The organism is Pseudomonas sp. GW821-FHT02H06, assembly GCF_059421525.1.
The window spans coordinates 186,340-204,074 of record NZ_JBWKVD010000007.1 but is presented as its reverse complement, the minus strand read 5'-3'; the positions used below and the strand labels follow the sequence as shown (position 1 = coordinate 204,074).

17 protein-coding genes are annotated in these 17,735 nt (G+C 59.9%); 5 read left to right on the top strand and 12 right to left on the bottom strand.

The window, feature by feature from the left end:
- Window positions 1–9: 9 nt before the first annotated feature.
- Together AC07VF_RS14150 and AC07VF_RS14145 are read left to right on the top strand one after the other, a co-directional pair.
- Window positions 10–282 (top strand): HPr family phosphocarrier protein, encoded by a 273-nt coding sequence (locus AC07VF_RS14150; RefSeq protein ID WP_065992070.1) that lies wholly within the window; start codon window positions 10–12, stop codon window positions 280–282.
- 44 nt (window positions 283–326) lie between these two features.
- Entirely contained in the window at window positions 327–1,856 is a 1,530-nt protein-coding gene (locus AC07VF_RS14145) for a sensor domain-containing diguanylate cyclase (RefSeq protein WP_495009090.1), read from the top strand.
- A 42-nt stretch (window positions 1,857–1,898) separates the two neighbouring features.
- On the opposite strand, the gene AC07VF_RS14140 is transcribed toward AC07VF_RS14145, so the two are convergent.
- Complete coding sequence (locus tag AC07VF_RS14140; RefSeq protein WP_192132711.1) at window positions 1,899–2,372, bottom strand: PA2169 family four-helix-bundle protein; 474 nt, start codon at window positions 2,370–2,372, stop codon at window positions 1,899–1,901.
- Window positions 2,373–2,604: 232 nt separating this feature from the next.
- On the opposite strand from AC07VF_RS14140, the gene AC07VF_RS14135 reads away from it, so the two are divergent.
- Window positions 2,605–2,868: a DUF3820 family protein gene (locus AC07VF_RS14135; RefSeq protein ID WP_495009091.1), complete on the top strand. Its 264-nt coding sequence runs from the start codon at window positions 2,605–2,607 to the stop codon at window positions 2,866–2,868.
- Between the two features lie 28 nt (window positions 2,869–2,896).
- Complete coding sequence (locus tag AC07VF_RS14130) at window positions 2,897–4,102, top strand: aminotransferase class V-fold PLP-dependent enzyme (protein ID WP_495009092.1); 1,206 nt, start codon at window positions 2,897–2,899, stop codon at window positions 4,100–4,102.
- Between the two features lie 348 nt (window positions 4,103–4,450).
- On the opposite strand, the gene AC07VF_RS14125 is transcribed toward AC07VF_RS14130, so the two are convergent.
- The 3 genes from AC07VF_RS14125 to zwf are packed head-to-tail and all read right to left on the bottom strand — an operon-like array spanning window position 4,451 to window position 7,318.
- On the bottom strand, window positions 4,451–5,125 hold the full coding sequence (locus AC07VF_RS14125) for a bifunctional 4-hydroxy-2-oxoglutarate aldolase/2-dehydro-3-deoxy-phosphogluconate aldolase (RefSeq protein WP_122535897.1): 675 nt from the start codon (window positions 5,123–5,125) through the stop codon (window positions 4,451–4,453).
- A gap of 17 nt (window positions 5,126–5,142) precedes the next feature.
- Complete coding sequence (gene pgl / locus AC07VF_RS14120; protein ID WP_192171794.1) at window positions 5,143–5,862, bottom strand: 6-phosphogluconolactonase; 720 nt, start codon at window positions 5,860–5,862, stop codon at window positions 5,143–5,145.
- Window positions 5,849–7,318: a glucose-6-phosphate dehydrogenase gene (zwf, locus tag AC07VF_RS14115; protein WP_122535895.1), complete on the bottom strand. Its 1,470-nt coding sequence runs from the start codon at window positions 7,316–7,318 to the stop codon at window positions 5,849–5,851. Before zwf ends, pgl begins: the two co-directional genes overlap by 14 nt.
- A gap of 231 nt (window positions 7,319–7,549) precedes the next feature.
- Here zwf and AC07VF_RS14110 point away from each other — a divergent pair, with 231 nt between their 5' ends.
- A complete protein-coding gene (locus AC07VF_RS14110; RefSeq protein ID WP_065992054.1) occupies window positions 7,550–8,419 on the top strand; it encodes a MurR/RpiR family transcriptional regulator in 870 nt (289 codons plus the stop codon).
- Between the two features lie 39 nt (window positions 8,420–8,458).
- Here the strand turns inward: AC07VF_RS14110 and AC07VF_RS14105 are convergent, their stop codons facing one another.
- The 8 genes from AC07VF_RS14105 to AC07VF_RS14070 form a co-directional block, all read right to left on the bottom strand.
- Window positions 8,459–9,334 (bottom strand): aldose epimerase family protein, encoded by an 876-nt coding sequence (locus AC07VF_RS14105; RefSeq protein WP_346627027.1) that lies wholly within the window; start codon window positions 9,332–9,334, stop codon window positions 8,459–8,461.
- A 168-nt stretch (window positions 9,335–9,502) separates the two neighbouring features.
- Complete coding sequence (locus AC07VF_RS14100; RefSeq protein ID WP_192171796.1) at window positions 9,503–10,858, bottom strand: carbohydrate porin; 1,356 nt, start codon at window positions 10,856–10,858, stop codon at window positions 9,503–9,505.
- 137 nt (window positions 10,859–10,995) lie between these two features.
- Window positions 10,996–12,156 carry an ABC transporter ATP-binding protein gene (locus AC07VF_RS14095; protein ID WP_495009093.1) on the bottom strand — a complete coding sequence of 387 codons (1,161 nt, stop codon included), beginning with the start codon at window positions 12,154–12,156 and terminating at the stop codon, window positions 10,996–10,998.
- 2 nt (window positions 12,157–12,158) lie between these two features.
- On the bottom strand, window positions 12,159–13,004 hold the full coding sequence (locus AC07VF_RS14090; RefSeq protein WP_495009094.1) for a carbohydrate ABC transporter permease: 846 nt from the start codon (window positions 13,002–13,004) through the stop codon (window positions 12,159–12,161).
- Window positions 12,997–13,905 (bottom strand): carbohydrate ABC transporter permease, encoded by a 909-nt coding sequence (locus tag AC07VF_RS14085; RefSeq protein WP_037014845.1) that lies wholly within the window; start codon window positions 13,903–13,905, stop codon window positions 12,997–12,999. The genes AC07VF_RS14090 and AC07VF_RS14085 overlap by 8 nt, the downstream gene beginning before the upstream one ends.
- 156 nt (window positions 13,906–14,061) lie before the next feature.
- A complete protein-coding gene (locus AC07VF_RS14080) occupies window positions 14,062–15,348 on the bottom strand; it encodes an ABC transporter substrate-binding protein (RefSeq protein ID WP_495009095.1) in 1,287 nt (428 codons plus the stop codon).
- 138 nt (window positions 15,349–15,486) lie between these two features.
- Window positions 15,487–16,947: an ATP-binding protein gene (locus AC07VF_RS14075; protein ID WP_282369619.1), complete on the bottom strand. Its 1,461-nt coding sequence runs from the start codon at window positions 16,945–16,947 to the stop codon at window positions 15,487–15,489.
- 6 nt (window positions 16,948–16,953) lie between these two features.
- Window positions 16,954–17,691, bottom strand: a complete 738-nt coding sequence (locus tag AC07VF_RS14070; RefSeq protein WP_122535887.1) for a response regulator — start codon at window positions 17,689–17,691, stop codon at window positions 16,954–16,956.
- Between the last annotated feature and the right edge of the window lie 44 nt (window positions 17,692–17,735).

The following is a 17,735-nucleotide window of genomic DNA, read 5'->3' as shown; positions in this document are numbered from 1 at the left end:
TCCATCGCGATGCCCGCTCTAGAAATCACCATCATCAACAAGCTGGGTCTGCACGCCCGGGCCGCCGCCAAATTCGTGGGCGTCGCCGGCAAGTACCCTTGCCAGATCAGGGTCGGTCGCACGCCGGAGACGATGGTCGACGGCAAAAGCATTATGGCCGTCATGATGCTCGCGGCCGGCAAGGGCACCCTGATTCACTTGGCCACCGAAGGTGAAGAAGCCGATGCCGCGCTGGCGGGACTGGTCGAACTGATCAATAACAAGTTCGACGAAGGCGAATAAGCCTTACCGCTGCCCGACGCGTCCATTACCGTCAGAGATGAGCGATGCCACTGACAGCCATGCCTCCATTAGCGCGAGGGGTCAGATCAAGGTCCGAGAAGATGCTGATGCTGGGGAGCACCCTGGCGGTGGCAGCCATCTTAGCCATCGTGACTTCGTTGCTGTTTCGGGAGCTGGGCACGGCCAACGAAGCCGCCGTGCGCTCCGCAAACAACGTGGTGCAGTTGATCGACGCAGATGTGCAGCGTAACGCCGAGCTGTACGACACCTCACTTCAGGGCCTGATCACTGCATGGCGACGACCCGACGTGATGACGATCTCGCCGGAGTTACGGCAACTGGTGCTCTTCGACCGGGCCACGGCGGCGCCCTTTAAGGGCGATGTGGTGCTGCTGGATGAAACCGGGCGCATCGTCGCCGACTCCACCTCGCTGACGCCTCGGCTGGACAACTTTTCCGACCGGCCGGGCTTTCAGAAACACCGGGACAGCGGTTCGCTGGCGCTGGTGGTCGACGGGCCCTTCCTGTCACGCTGGGGCTTCAAGGACCTGTGCATCAGTTTCAGTCGCCGCCTCCCCTCCGACAACGGCCAGTTCGTCGGCATTGCCAGTGCATCAATGCGCCTGTCGTACTTCGATCAACTGTTTCGCACCCTGGACATCGGCCCCACGAGCACCGTCAACCTGCTCAGCGCGGATGGCGTGATGCTGGCCCGGCAACCCGATGACAACAACCGGACCTTCATCGGCCAGAACTTCAGCATGCGGCCCAACTTCAAACGCATTCTGAGAGAGGTAAACGGCAGCTTTGCGGCGGTGTCCGAGCTCGACGGCGCACAGCGGCTTTACACCTTCTCACGGGTTGGAGACTTGCCATTGATCGTCGTGGTCGCTCAATCGCGGGACGATGTCTACGCCGTGTGGAAACGCAACGCGTTGCTGGTGGCGGGCGCCACAGGTTTGCTGTGCATCGGGATTCTCTGGCTGTCGTGGCTATTGGGCCGCCAGCTGCGCCTGCGCCAGAACGCCGAACGCGAGCTGGCCGCGCTGGCGTCAACGGACGGGCTGACCGGTCTGGCCAATCGGCGCAGGCTGGACCAAGTGCTCAAGCAGGAGTGGGCTCGCGGAATGCGTTCGGGAAGGCCCCTAGCGTTGCTGATGATCGACGTGGACCACTTCAAGGCGTTCAATGACCGGCACGGGCATCATGGCGGCGACGTCGCCTTGCGCAGCGTTGCCCAGACACTGGCCGCCAGTATCCGCAGGCCCGGTGACCTGGCCGCGCGTTACGGCGGTGAGGAATTCATGGTGGTGCTTCCGGAAACCGACAAGGCAGGTGCCTGTGTCATTGCAGACAAGCTGCGCCTGGCGATTGAAGCGCTGCCGGCGTTCGCTGACGACACAGCGCCCATCACTGTCAGCATCGGTGTCGCCACGCATCTGCCGGTAAACCATGACGTGCCCGAGCTGCTGTTTCAGGCCGCGGACCGGGCCCTGTACCGCGCCAAGAAAAATGGCAGGAATTGCGTGGAATTCGAACCTTATGTCGCGCCCTCCACCGAACTGCAGGCATAAAAAAACGCCAGACTGGCTGGCATTTTTTCGAGCGGCTACAAATTACTTGTTGGCAGCACGAACGGTGTCACGCAGGGCTTTGACCTTGTCGTGGTTCGCTTGCACGCCCTGCAGCTGACGCTGGATCAGGGTGGTGACGTTGACTGGGAGGTTCTTCTCAGTCGCTTCCTGTGCGGCCTTTTTGTAAGCCTTCAGCGCGTGATCTTCACCACTTTCGACTTCATTCAGGACTGCTTCGTCGTTCTTGCCACTCAAAGCGCTTTTCAGGTTGACCCAAAGACGGTGTGCGCCGCCAGCAATGCTGGAGGAGTCTTCTGGATCGCCGCCCAGTGCACGCACTTCAGCCTGCAGCTCGGCAACGGAAGTCTTGCAGCCAGAAGAACGGGAAAGCAGGTAAGCCTTGATTTCCGGGTTCTTGGCGTCTTCAGCAGCAGTGTGAAAACCTTTCTCACCGTCAATGCTGGTTTCGATCAAGTCATTCAGAATAGAGATGGCTTCTTTGTTGATATCCGACATTTTGCGGTTCCTTTCTGGCAGGTTTATCAAAGGTCTTGTTAACGAAACACTCGATAGAGGGGATATTGCACTGTGCATGCCAGCTTTAGCTGATAAATAAAATCTATATTTTTCAATTAGTTAACAATATCAAGCGACAGTTGCGCCGCGCTTTATGCATGATCTGTGTGTTTGAGCAATTGCAGAATGCACGTATCGTTCAAGTTCACTCGAACGGATAAACGGTTATTGGATGAATCCAGAGAAATTGAAATTGTTAGTCACACGCGAGATGCCGTTCGGCAAGTATCAGGGAAGGTTGCTGGCAGACTTGCCAGGTGATTACCTGAACTGGTTCGCCCGACAAGGTTTTCCGGCTGGAGAGTTGGGCAGCCTGTTGGCCCTGATGCATGAAATCGATCACAACGGCCTCTCGGCATTACTGGACCCGCTGCGCACGCGGCCCCGCGAGCCGCTGCGCCAGGGCATGCCGAAAGCCCCCATACGCTTCAACTAAACGCCCATAGATAAAAGCGAGCCGCTTGATGAACAGCACTGCATACGCAATAACGGAATTGGCGGATGAACAGGCTCGGGACGAAGCGTTCTGGCAGCAGGTTGCGGCGCAGTACGACGTCGAGCCCGGGCCGGTCAATTTCGAATACGGCTATTTCGGCCGTATGACCCGCGCAGCACTCAAGGATTACGAGCAGAACCTCGCTTACGTCAATCGCAGCAACTCGGTCTACGTGCGGCAGAAGTTCGATACCGAAGACAGCGAGACCATTCGCGCTGACCTGGCCGATCTGCTGAACGTGCCAGTCCGCGAAGTGGCCATCACCCGCTCCGCGTCGGAGTCGGTCCAAGGGCTGATTCGCAACTACAACGGCCTCATGGCAGGCGACCAGGTGTTGGTCAGCGACCTGGATTACAACAGCGTGCAGACCGGCATGCGTTGGCTGGCGAAGAATCGCGGCGTGGAGGTCATTGAGGTCACTCACCAACACCCCGCCAGCCATGACGGGCTGCTGCAGACTTACCGCGACGCCTTTGCCGCACATCCGCGGCTCAAGCTGGTGGCGCTGACCTACGTCACTCATCGCACGGGTCTGGTAATGCCGGTGAAAGCGATCGCCGAGCTGGCCAAGGCCCACGGCATCGAAGTCATTCTGGATGGCGCCCACGCGCTAGGCCTGCTGGATTTCGAACTGGCTGACCTTGGCGTGTCGTTCGCCGGATTCAACCTGCAGAAATGGATTGGCGCACCGCTGAGCCTGGGTTTTATCTACGTGAAGGAGGAACGCCTGAGCGCCATCGACCCCGACATGGCCGACGAGCGCTACAGTGCTGACGATATCCTCGGTCGCGTACCTTACGGGACGCCGAACATTCCGGCCTTGATGACCCTGCCAAAAGTCTTCGCCGACCATCGCGCCATGGGCGGCGCACCCGCCAAAGGCGCACGTTTGGCCTATCTGCGAGACCTGTGGGTCACTCAGGCGCGGACCATCGAAGGCATCGACGTGCTGACGCCGGACGACCCTCGGCTCTATTGCGGCATCACGTCATTCCGCTTCAGCCGTCACGCGGATCAGGAACTCATGGTCAAGCGCCTGCTAGATGAGCACGGCATTTTTGCGGTCACGCGGGAAGGCTCGGCCTGCGGGACGTGCATCCGCATTACACCGGGATTCACCACATCGGCAAGGGATGTCGAGCAGTTGGTGGCAGCACTTCGTGCGCTGGCGTAGGGTCTGCTCCCGAGTGGCCGCGCCGGGATCAAAGCCTTCGGTGAGCCCGTAGAAAAAAAGACGGCGCCTTCATGACGAAGGCGCCGTAAATCCATCGAGAAACGAACTACAAAGGAGCGGCAAGGATAAGCGCTCCTGCCGCTGCCTGTGCGGTACATATCTATTGCGTATGAAAAGCGCAAAAAAAAACGGCGTTCCCGACCAAGGAACACCGTAAAAAAGCCATGCAACAACGACTTCTGCAGCAACGCCCCGACAGGGCGCCATAAACGGATCATGCTCAGCAGTTAACCAGCCTCCACTTGAACGGAAGCTGTCGAAAGCGGAGCCTGACCGGCAAATTCAGACTCAGTCGAACAACGCGATGGCTTCGGCCGTGGCGTCGGTAATCCGCTGCCAGTCGCCGTTTTTCACCCACGCGTTATCGATCATCCAGGTGCCGCCGACGCACATCACGTTAGGCAGCGCCATGTAGCTTTTCAGGTTGGCCGCACTGACGCCGCCGGTTGGGCAGAAGCGCACTTCCGGGAATGGACCGCCCAGCGCCTTGATCGCACCAACCCCGCCACTGATTTCCGCCGGGAACAGCTTGAAGCGGCGATAACCCAGCGCGTAACCGATCATGATTTCCGAAGCGCTGCTGATGCCTGGCAGCAGCGGCAATTCGCTCAGCGCGGCGGCTTCCAGCAGATCCTGCGTGCTGCCGGGGGTGACGATGAACTGTGAACCCGCCTCCTCGGCCGCCTTGAGCATGTGGCGGTCGAGAATGGTGCCGGCGCCGACGCTCAGCTCAGGACGCGCATCACGCAGCATGCGAATGGCTTTGAGCCCGAACTCGGAACGCAGGGTTATTTCCAGCGCATTCAGGCCACCAGCGGCCAGGGCATCGGCCAGCGGCAGGACATCCTGTTCGCGGGCAATGGTAATGACCGGCAGAATCTTCGCTTTCGCGCAGAGTGCGTCGATCTGGGCAATCTTGCTCGCCATGCTATTCAACGGCTGTTTCACTTGGGTATTTTCCATGGCGGCTGATCCTTTGCTTATGGGCACCAGTAGATCTCTAGAGACGGGTTGAGGAACGCGCGCACTGGCATTTCGGCTAGGTCATCGCCTGCCAGTGCAGCGCGCAATGTGTCGAGTTTGGCCTGACCGGAGACGGACAGGATGGTGGTCGCTGCCGACGCCAGGACCGGACGCGTCAGGGTCAGGCGCTGATGGGGGACGGTCGGTGCGAGCATGGGCAGGCAACGACGGTCGCTGTTGAGGTCCAGCGCTTCTTTCAGATGCGGGCTGTTGGGGAACAGCGACGCGGTATGCCCGTCATCGCCCATGCCCAGAATCAGCACGTCAATCTTAGGCAGCGCCTTGAGCGCCTCGTCAGTCGCCGCTGCAGCTTCATCCACCGTCGTGGTCGGACGATAGAGGCTGAAGAATTCCGCTTCCGCCGCTGGCCCCTGAAGCAGGAAACGCTTGAGCAGGCCTTCGTTGCTGTCGGCGTGCTCGACGGGCACCCAGCGCTCGTCGGCCAGACTCACGCAGACTTTCGACCACTCGAGGGGCTTCTGTGCCAGCGCCTTGAAAAACGCCACCGGGCTTTTGCCGCCGGACACCACCAACGTGGCCGTGCCGTGCGGGTTGCTGGAAATCGCAGCCGTCAAACGCTCGGCCACGTGATCGGCCAGCGCGTTCGCCAGGACTTCGGGGTTATCGAATTCGTGGGCCTTCAGGCCCGCCGGAAATTCAAGTTCACATATCGCCATACCAGGACCTCCCGTCACGCGTAATCAAAGCAATGGAGCTCATCGGCCCCCAGGAACCAGCGGGGTAAGGCTTGGGCGCATCGCCCGCCTTTTTCCAGCCAGCGATCAACTGGTCGCACCATTGCCAGGCGTATTCGATTTCGTCTTTGCGGACAAACAGGTTCTGATTGCCCCGCATGACTTCCAGCAACAACCGCTCGTAGGCGTCCGGCACACGGGCGCTGCGATAGGCATCGGAGAAGCTCAGTTGCAGAGGGTTGCTGCGCAGCTGCATGCCCTTGTCCAGACCCTGATCCTTGGTCATCACTTGCAGCGAGATGCCTTCATCGGGCTGCAGGCGGATGATCAGGCGGTTGCTGATCTGCAAGCGCTGCTCAGGGGCAAAGATGTAATGCGGCGGCTCTTTGAAGTGGATCACGATCTGCGACAGCTTCTGCGGCATGCGCTTGCCGGTACGCAGATAGAACGGCACGCCCGACCAGCGCCAGTTACGGATATCGGCACGAATGGCGACGAAGGTTTCCGTGTCGCTCTGGGTGTTGGAGTTTTCTTCCTCCAGATAACCCGGCACCGGCTTGCCCTCGCTGTAGCCGGCGATGTACTGACCGCGCACCACTTGGGTAGCCAGACGCTCCGGGGTGAACGGCGCCAGTGCCTTGAGCACTTTCACCTTCTCGTCACGGATACTGTCGGCGGACAGGTCGCTGGGCGGGTCCATCGCGATCAGGCACAGCAGCTGCAACAGGTGGTTCTGGATCATGTCACGCAGCTGACCGGCCTGGTCGAAATAGCCCCAGCGCCCTTCGATGCCGACCTTCTCCGCCACGGTGATTTCCACGTGGGAGATGTGGTTCTGGTTCCACTGTGTCTCGAACAGGCTGTTGGCAAACCGCAGGGCAATGAGGTTTTGCACCGTGTCCTTGCCCAGATAGTGGTCGATCCGGTAGATGCGGGTTTCAGGCAGGAACTTGGCGACGGCATCGTTGACGCGACGGGACGACGCGAGGTCATGTCCGATGGGTTTTTCCAGCACGGCGCGGGTGCGATCGGTCAAGCCGACCAGCGCGAGATTTTCGCAGATGGCGCCATAGACCGACGCCGGGGTCGCGAAGTAGGCAATCATGGTCGGCGCGTCGCCCACGGCTTCGGCAAGCGCGACGTAGTCCTCGCCCTTGAGGAAGTCCACATGCAGGTAACTCAGGCGGGCCTGAAAACGCTCCACGTGTTCGGTCTCAAGCTGCGCCTCGGGGACGAAGCGGCGCAGGCTTTTATCAATGTAGGCCAGGTGCTCCTCAGGAGTCCCCGGCTCACGGGCCAACGCAATAATTCGGGTCTCGGCATGCAGCAGTCCAGCTCGATCAAGCTGGTACAACGCAGGAAACAGTTTGCGTACCGCCAGGTCACCCAAGGCGCCAAACAACGCAAAAGTGCACGGTTCAACCGTAATCGAGAGCATAATGTTGGTTCTTTTATCAAGTTAAGCTACAAATACCTTTTTTAAAGGCGTTACTCAAGGCCGAATGTAGTAATAACCACAACATTCCCACCTTAACCACATTAGAGTGGTGATCACCACAGGCCCTCAGTACGATAGGCCACCTTTGCGACAGGCTAAAGGCCGAAATTCCCCCACTGCAAATAAAGGCCTGTCGACCGGCCTGTCGCCGTTTCATCAGAAGGACAAACAATGGACCGCGTACGCAATCTTCTGGAGCAGATCCAGAGTCGTCTGGAAGAGCTGAACAAGGCCGAGCGCAAGGTCGCCGAGGCGATTCTGAGCAATCCGCAGCAGGCCACCCGGTTCAGCATCGCTGCGCTGGCCCAGGCCGCGAAGGTCAGTGAACCGACTGTCAACCGTTTCTGCCGCTCGTTCGATGTCAGCGGCTATCCCGAGCTGAAGCTGCAACTGGCCCAGAGCCTGGCCAGCGGCGCCGCCTACGTCAGCCGCGCCGTGGAAGCCGATGACAACCCGGAAGCCTACACCCGCAAGATCTTCGGCAGCGCCATCGCGTCCCTCGACAGTGTGTGTCAGGTGCTTGACCCAAACCTGATCAGCAAAGCGGTCGACCTGCTGATTCAGGCGCGGCAGATTCACTTCTTCGGCCTCGGGGCTTCGGCGCCGGTGGCACTGGACGCGCAGCATAAATTCTTCCGCTTCAATCTCGCCGTCACGGCCCACGCCGACGTGCTGGTGCAGCGCATGCTGGCCTCGGTGGCCCACACCGGCGAGCTGTTTGTGATCATTTCCTACACCGGGCGCACCCGCGAGCTGGTGGAAGTGGCGCGCATCGCCCGTGAAAATGGCGCGTCGGTGCTGGGCCTGACCGCTGCCGACTCGCCGCTGGCGAAGGCCAGCACGTTGAGCCTGAACATTCCGCTGCCCGAAGACACCGACATCTATATGCCCATGACGTCGAGGATCGTCCAGCTGACGGTGCTGGATGTGCTGGCGACCGGCATGACCCTGCGTCGGGGCGTCGACTTCCAGCCGCACCTGCGCAAGATCAAGGAAAGCCTGAACGCGAGCCGGTACCCGGCGGACGACGAGCTGAATTAAGGGAACGCCTCATTTGCAGGCGATCCCCCGCTCCCACACTCAGTGAACCAGGCTTGCCTGCAGGCTTAAGCTGGCGTGCTGCCCGGGCGCCAGGCTCAAGCAATCATCCACACCCGACGCCGCCTCGACGCGCAAGAAACCCATCGCTTCATCGCCGCCCACACCGAGCAAGGGTCGGCTGCCGGGGTGCCAGACGACGGTGCTGTCGCTGTCGCCGGTGTCGATGCTCAACCGCCGCTGCCAGGCGTCGTCTTGTAGTTCCAACAGGCCTGCATGCTCGAACACCCGCTGACAACTGCCATGAACCCGAAGCTCGCCCCGCTGCTCGCAAGCGCTGCGACTTAGTTCGTCATAGCCGTGGGCACCGTCGAGCCCCTGCAAAGCGACGTCCGCCACATCACTGATGCGCCAGTAGGCGTGCAAGCCATGGCCGAAGTGACAAGGCTCGCTGTCGTCGTGACGCGTCTCCAGGCGCAGGTCCATCGAATGCCCGAGCTCGGCATAAAGATCGGCCTGCCAGTCCCACAGCTTGAGTTGCCAGCGCAATGTGACGCCCGCCTCGTGCTCGCGGCTTTCGACCAGTTTCCAGTCGAGGAGTCGGCCCCAGCCATTGGCCGGCCAACCACTCTCCCCCGGATGACGTCCGACCCAGGGCCAACTGACCGGCACGCCACCGCGGATCGCGCCGACCAGGGGCCAGTGGGCGGCACACCACAGCCAGGGCTTCTGCCCGGCAGGTTCAAAATGCAGCAACTGAGCGCCCTGCCGACTGAACACGGCCTGGCACTGCGCATGATTGATCACCAGCACATCACGCTGTTGGTAGCGTTCCCACTGAAAGGTCGGTTGCGGTCGCACCGCGGTGAAGAAACGCTGAAGAGGGTGCTCGGTTGAGCCGGGGTCCCTGAAGGGCATCGTTGTCGCACTCCAGATGGCGGTCACTCGTCACGCGAGAAAAAATGCCCCGAACGCGGAGCCATTGCTACGGAATAAATAGCGCGAAAAAAAACGGGCAGCTTGGCTGCCCGTAAAGCACACACGACCCTTGATCGTTTGTGGAGCGCGGAGGAGCGTCCGCTTAACTTAGAACTTCGACTGAATCTTGATACCGGCAACCAGTGCGTTCTGAACGTCGTCCACACCGCCAGGGCTCTTCACGTACTGCAGGTTGGGACGCACGGTCAGCCAGTCGGTTACGTGCACGCCGTAGTAGATTTCCGAGTTGTATTCGGTCTTCTGGATCGGCAGGTAGCCTGGGTTGTCGTAGTCTTCGATGCCGTTGACGGCGTTGACCAGACGACGGTTGTCCTGGGCATCATCGTTCACGTGGATACGCGCGACGCCGATACCGATGTCATCCTTCGGACGTGCATCGAACGGGCCTTTGTAGACGAAGCCGACCTGCTGGTAGTTGTCGACGAAGTTGGTGGCTTTGTCATGCACAGTCGCGTTGGCGAAAATGCTCAGACCACGGGATGCGTCGCCGTTGTGCGCGGTCAGCTGTTGCTGAGCCACGACCCACCAGCCGTGCTTGTCTTTGTGGGACTTGAAGTCACCGCCGGCGATTGCCTGTGGCTGACCGTTTTCGTTCTCGTAGAGATCGTCGGCGCTCGGGTTACTCACGTAGTAGCCCAGACGGTATTCGCCTGGCAGAGAGTTGACGTTTGGCGACCACACCACTTCAACCGGTACGACGGTGCCTTTGGAGCCGCTGCCGCTGAGTTTGAAGCTGTTGCCGGTTTCGAGGTACGAAGGGTTCTGCTCGTAGACGCCGATCTGGGCGAACAACTCAGGCGTGATGTTGTACTTCACGCGGGCAGCCCACTGGCTGACAGGCCAGTTGTACCAGGTGTTGACGTAGTTACCGACCTGCGAGCCGCAGAACGAAAGGTTCTGGAAGTCGCAAGGGAAGCTGTTGAAGTCTTCGCCTTCACCGAAACGACCAACCTTGATGTCCAGCTTGCCGTCGAAGTACTTCTGCTTGACCCACATCTGGGTCAGACGCCAGGTCTGGCCACGGCCCCAGACTTCCTGGGAGGAGCTGAGCGTGCCGGCACGCGGATCGCCGATACGGTCGTTGGAGATGTTGTTGCCGCTACGCTCGGTGATCGCGAGCTTGAACTCTGCGTCGTGCCAGCCGAGGATTTTTTGCAGGTCCATTTGTACGCCGAACGCAAACTGGTCGCTGTAGCGGCCGGTTCTGTCGTCGTTATAACCACCGTTGAGGTTGGAGGCGGCTTCGCCTACGTACTCGATCGGGAAGTCGTAACCCTTGTCGTACAGCTCTTGACGCAGACCACCCCAATCGCCGGTCATGTGCTCGCTGGCTTTGAAAGGCTCCATTGCAGACGCCGTTCCGGAAATCGTCAACGCGCTCAGGACAGACAACCCACCGATCAGCTGAAACTGGTTAAGCGACTTGTTACGTACCTTTTTCATCCCTTGGATCCTCGTTTTATTGTTATTAGCTTTTGAACAGCGTTGTAACCACGTACATCGTGTGCATGACGGGTTTTGTACGGCAGACATCCACCCGTCACAGGTGCTCGTTTGTGCAGTGCTCCTGCACATCGGGATCAGTTGCGGTTGAGCCGCGTGACATTCCCCATGTTCTCCACCGACTGACTCGGTGCCAGGACGCCAAGGCGCTCGCCGGTTTTGGCGTCGAACAGCAGAACCTTCGCCGGATCGAACTGCAACGTCAAGGTCTCGCCCACAGCGGGTGCAATATCCGGCGCCAGACGGCAGCAGACCTTGCTCTCGTTGAGGGTAACGAATACCAGCGTATCCGGGCCAGTCGGCTCGGTCACCTGGACTTCGGCGCGAATGGTCGGCAGACCGACAGCATCACCGGACGCTAGCACGATCTGCTCGGGACGCAGGCCCAGAATCACCTCACGGTCCTCAAGACCGGCGTCGTTCATGCTCATCGGCAGCTCGCAACGGGCCTGACCGCTGTCGAGCAGCGCGACGAGGCGACCGTCCTTGCGTTGCAGACGCAGCGGGATGAAGTTCATCGGCGGCGAGCCGATGAAGCTGGCCACGAACAGGTTGGCCGGATCGTTGTAGATCTGCTTTGGCGTGCCGAACTGCTGAATGATGCCGTCCTTCATGACCGCCACTTTGTCGCCCAGTGTCATCGCTTCGATCTGGTCGTGGGTCACGTAGACCGTGGTGGTCTTCAGGCGCTGGTGCATCAGCTTCATTTCGGTACGCATCTCGACGCGCAGCTTGGCATCGAGGTTCGAAAGCGGCTCGTCGAACAGGTAAATCTTCGGCCGACGGGCCAGCGCCCGGCCCATGGCCACGCGCTGTTGCTGACCACCGGAGAGCTGCCCCGGCTTGCGATTGAGCAGGTGTTCGATCTGCAGCAGCTTGGCGACCCGCGCCACTTCGGCGTCGATGTCGGCCTGATTCATCTTGCGAATCTTCAGCCCGAACTCGATGTTCTCGCGCACGCTCATGGTCGGGTACAGCGCGTAGGACTGGAAGACCATCGCGATGTCGCGATCCTTCGGGCTCATGCCGCTGACGTCCTGATCACCGATCATGATCGCGCCGCCGGTAATGTTTTCCAGCCCGGCGATGCAGTTCATCAGGGTCGACTTACCGCAGCCCGAAGGGCCGACCAGAATCAGGAACTCGCCTTCTTTGATGGAGAGTTCGATGTTCTTCAGGGTGTCCGGCAAACCGGCCCCGTAAGTCTTGTTTACATTGCGTAGTTCAAGCGTTGCCATGATTACCCCTTGACTGCGCCGGCCGTGAGCCCGCGCACGAAATACTTGCCTGCGACCACGTAGACCAACAGGGTGGGCAGACCGGCGATCATCGCCGCCGCCATATCAACGTTGTATTCCTTGACGCCTGTGCTGGTGTTGACCAGGTTGTTCAGCGCGACCGTGATCGGCTGCGAATCACCGCTGGAGAACACCACGCCGAACAGGAAGTCGTTCCAGATCTGGGTGAACTGCCAGATCAGGCAGACCATGATGATCGGCGTCGACATCGGCAGAATGATCCGACGGAAGATGGTGAAGAAGCCGGCGCCATCCAGACGTGCCGCTTTCACCAGTGCGTCCGGAATACTGACGTAGTAGTTGCGGAAGAACAGCGTGGTGAACGCCAGACCGTAAACGACGTGGACGAACACGAGACCTGTGGTGGTGCTCGCCAGGCCCATTTTGCCCAGTGTGAAAGACGCCGGCAGCAGGACGGTCTGGAACGGCAGGAAGCAACCGAACAGCAGCAGGCCGAAGAACAACTGCGAACCGCGGAAGCGCCACATCGACAGCACGTAGCCGTTCAGCGCACCGATGGTGGTGGAGATCAGCACCGCCGGAACGGTGATCAGGAACGAGTTCCAGAAGTAGCCCTTCACCGTCGCCCAGGCTTTGATCCAGCCGATGGCCGTCACTTCGGTCGGCCAGCTGAGCAGGTTGCCGCTGCCGATGTCTTCCGGCGACTTGAAGCTGGTCAGCAGCATGACCACCAGCGGCACCAGATAAATGAATACCGCAACGATCAGCACCACATAGATGGCGACGCGGCTCAGGCTGAGGGCGGGCTTGTTGGCGAGACTAGTCATTGCGCTTGGCCCTCAGCTCGGAATACAGATAAGGCACGAGGATGGCGAGAATCGCGCCGAGCATCAGGATCGCACTGGCGGAACCCATGCCCATCTGGCCACGGCTGAAGGTGAACGAGTACATGAACATCGCGGGCAGGTCAGACGAGTAGCCCGGGCCACCGGCCGTCATGGCCGCGACCAGGTCGAAGCTTTTGATGGCGATGTGCGCCAGAATCATGACCGCACTGAAGAACACCGGACGCAGGCTTGGCAGCACGACCTTCCAGTAGATTTTCGGCATGCTCGCGCCGTCGATCTGCGCAGCACGGATGATCGACTGATCAACGCCACGAAGGCCGGCCAGGAACATCGCCATGATGAAGCCCGACGCCTGCCATACCGCAGCGATCACCAGGCAGTAAACGACGCGGTCCGGATCGATCAGCCAGTCCAGGCGGAAGCCTTCCCAGCCCCAGTCACGCAGCAGTTTGTCCAGGCCCATGCCCGGGTTGAGCAGCCATTTCCAGGCCGTACCGGTGACGATCATCGACAGCGCCATCGGGTACAGATAAATGGTGCGGATAAAGCCTTCGCGGCGGATGCGCTGATCCAGGAAGACCGCCAGCAGCACGCCAACCACCATGCTGATGCCGATGAACATGCCACCGAACACCGCAAGGTTTTTGCTGGCTACCCACCAGCGGTCGTTATCGAACAACCGCGCGTATTGCGCCAGACCCACGAATTTGTAAGTCGGCAAGAAAGTCGAGTTGGTGAACGACAGAACGAACGTCCACAGGATATAGCCGTAGAAGCCCACCAATACGATGAACATGCTGGGCGCCAGCACCAGTTTGGGTAGCCAGCGCTGCAGTGCATCGAACGGCGAGGCTTTGCTGAACACAGCAACAGAACTCATGGTGAAATCCAGTACAGAAGAATGAAGAGTGCAAACACGCCGCCTTCTGCAGGAGTGGGCTTGCTCGCGATGCGGCGTGTCAGTGCCGTCTGAATTGGCTGACATGACGCCATCGCGAGCAAGCTCACTCCTACATGGAGCAAGCGGTGTTACGGCTTACTTGGCAGACTTGATCGCAGCGCCCAGCTTCTTCGCCGCGTCGGCCGGATCGGCTTTCGGGTCGTTGATGAAGTTGGTCACGACGTCAAAGAAAGCGCCCTGCACGGCCAGTGTGGTGGCCATGTTGTGCGCCATGCTTGGTTGCAGGCCGCCGGTTTTGGCGTCAGCCAGGAAGTCCTTGGCAGCGGTCTGGGCGCACGAGTCGAAACCGTACTTGCCCATGTCAGCCAGCATGTCGTTGCGAACAGGAATCGAGCCTTTGTTGATGCTGAAGACTTTCTGGAAGTTTTCACCCAACACGACCTTGGCGATGTCCTGCTGACCGGCAGCAGTACCCGCGTCCTTCTGCTTGAACACAGCCAGGGAGTCGATGTTGTAGGTAAAGGCCTTGTCGGTGCCCGGGAACGCTACGCACTCGTAGTCCTTGCCGGCGACTTTCTTGGCGGCGGTCCATTCACTCTTGGCCCAGTCACCCATGATCTGCATGCCGGCCTTGCCGTTGATGACTTTGGCGGCTTCCAGGTTCCAGTCCTGGCCTTTGCCGTCGGCATCCATGTAGGTGGCGACTTTCTTGAGCTCGGTCAGCGACTTGACCATTTCAGGGCCGGTCAGCGCAGCGTTGTCGAGGTCGACCAGTGCCTTTTTGTAACCATCAGCGCCCATGACAGAGAGAACGACGGCTTCAAAAACAGTGCTGTCCTGCCAAGGCTGGCCACCGTGGGCCAGAGGGATGAAGCCTGCCGCTTTGAGCTTGTCGCCCGCTGCGTAGAATTCTTCGAGGGTGGTAGGGGCTTTTTCGATACCGACTTTCTTGAAGACTTCCGGGTTGATCCACAGCCAGTTGACGCGGTGGATGTTCACCGGCACGGCGACGTAGTCACCGTCGTACTTCACGGTATCGGAGACTTTCTTGTCCAGCAGGCTGTCCCACTTCTCCTCTTTGGAGACGTTTTTCAGCACGTCGGTATCAAGCAGGCCGGTAGAGGCCCATTCCTGGATGTCCGGGCCCTTGATCTGGGCAACGCCAGGCGGGTTGCCAGCAACGGCGCGGCTTTTGAGCACGGTCATTGCAGTTGCACCGCCGCCGCCTGCGACAGCGCCGTCTTTCCAGGTGAAACCGTCTTTTTCAACTTGCGCGCGGAGCACATCGACAGCGGCTTTTTCGCCACCGGACGTCCACCAGTGCACAACTTCGACGGTGCCCTTGGCATCAGCCGCCATGGCGCTCAGAGGGAACAACGAGGCGAGGGAAATAAGTGCAGCGAGACGGGAAATCGAATTCATATCTGACCTTTCTTGTTGTTATGCATGAGCAAGTCGTGGCGCTTGCGCTGCGTGGATTCTAACCAAGGGGTTAGAGCGGACGGTAACGAAGGGATGCGCAAATGTCACAGGGCTGTGACATTGAGGAAAGGGACCGGATTACTCCACTCCACGCGGCAGATAGAGCGTGACCCGCAACCCGCCTTCGCGCATGTTCTGCAACGTCACTTCGCCGCCGTGGCTGTGGGCAATATTGCGGGCGATGCCAAGCCCCAGCCCGTAACCCTGCTGGTGTTTGCCGGCCAGCCGGAAGTGCGGTTCGAAGACTTGTTCCATTCGCTGTTCAGGCACGCCCGGGCCTTCATCTTCGACGTGAAGAATGAACGCGTCGGCGTCGTCTTCAACGAACAGGTGCGCACGGTCGCCGTATTTGATGGCGTTATCTATCAGGTTGCCCATGCACCGGCGCAGCGCCAGGGGCTTGCCGTAGTACATCGACATCGCCTTGCCGTGCAACGTGACACGGCCTGCACCGTCAGCGGAGAGATAGGGCTCGATCAGGCAATCCAGCGCGTGATTGAGGTCGACCGGCTCGATGTTCTCGTGAATGTCGGTGTCCTTCACGCACTGCAACGCGCCTTTGACCAGCAACTCCAGCTCATCCAGATCACGGGTGAATTTGGCCTGCATCTGTTCGTCTTCGAGCAGCTCGACGCGCAGCCGCAAGCGAGTGATCGGGGTGCGCAGGTCGTGGGAAATCGCACTGAACAGCTGGCCGCGTTCGGTCAGGTAACGGCTGATGCGATCGCGCATGGTGTTGAACGCGCGGGTCACTTCCACCACTTCACTGCCGCCGCCCTCCACCACCGGCTCGACGTCGGCGCCCAACGACAGATCCCGCGCGGCATGGGCCAGACGCTTGAGCGGGCCGCTCTGCCAGTGCACCAGCAGACCGATGAAGACCAGCAGAAAAATACTGGTCAAAGCAATGAACCAGACTTGCTGCGAGGGCAGGCCTTCCGCTTCGAGCATGGTGTAGGGCTCAGGCAGCAGCGAGGCGATGTACAGCCATTCGCCGGGCGACAGCTCGATCTGCGTGACCAGCACGGGCGGATTGACCGGTTCAAGGGTCAGCGCGTAATGGGCCCATGAGCGCGGAAGTTCGTCGAGTCTGAGACCGCTGTTGAAAATGCGCAGGTCTTCGGGACGCACGAAGCGGACGAGGATGTCGGGATCAGCGCCGAGGTTTTGCCGCAGCACCTGACCGACCACATCGATGACCGCCGTCTTGCGCACGGTGGGCTCAAGCACCTGCATTTCCAGCGGCCGATCGTTGAGGGACACAAAGAAACGCGTGCCGCCCATGCTGCGCAATTGATCGAGCACCAGCGGCCGAAACGCAACGGGGAGCGAGCGGAAGTAACTCACACTCGCCGCCATGGAAAAACCCAGACTGCGGGCGCTGGTGACCAGGCCTTCCATCTGCGTGGCGCGCAGTTGAGAGAGCCAGATCAGGCTGGACAGGGTTTGCGCCAGCAACACAGCGAGCAAGGTCAGCAGCAGCATGCGTCCGAGCAGCGAACGCGGCACCGGCAAGCGGCGTTTCCTGTCGGTCACCATCGAGTATCAGTAACCGTTGCCGGCTTGGGGCAGCACATTAGCTGCCAGCAGATAACCACTGCCTCGCACGGTGCGGATCAGTCGCGGCGCCTTGCCAGTGTCACGCAAACGCTGACGCAGGCGGCTGACCGCCATGTCGACGATGCGCTCCAGCGGCATCAGCTCACGGCCGCGGGTGGCGTTGCCGATGGTGTCGCGATCAAGAATCTGTTGGGGGTTGTCGAGAAACAGTTTGAGCAGCGCGAAATCAGCGCCGGACAAAATCACTTCTTCACCGTCGTTGTGAAATAGCCGATGACTGACCATGTCCAGCCGCCATTCATCGAACACCAGCACTTCACCGCCGCTGCGTTCCTGGCCGAACTGGGCACGGCGCAACAGGGCTTTGATCCGGGCCTGAAGCTCACGGGGGCTGAAGGGTTTGGCCATGTAATCATCGGCGCCGAGCTCCAGACCAATGACGCGATCAGCCTCGTCGGAGCTGGCGGTGAGCATGATGATGGGAATATGCGGCTGACGCGGATGCTGCCTGACCCAACGACACAGGCTGAAGCCATCTTCATCAGGGAGCATCACGTCGAGAATCAGCAGGTCGCTGGCCTCTTCGTTGAATGCCTGGCGAAACTCCGCCCCATCGCCGACCGTGCGCACCTGAAAACCGGATCGGCTCAGGTAGGCTTGCAGCAACTCGCAAATCTCCTGGTCATCGTCGACCACCAGAATCGATTTACTGACAGCGTTCACATGGTCGTCCTTGTGAGCAATGGATTGTTGTTATAGGTGGAGCA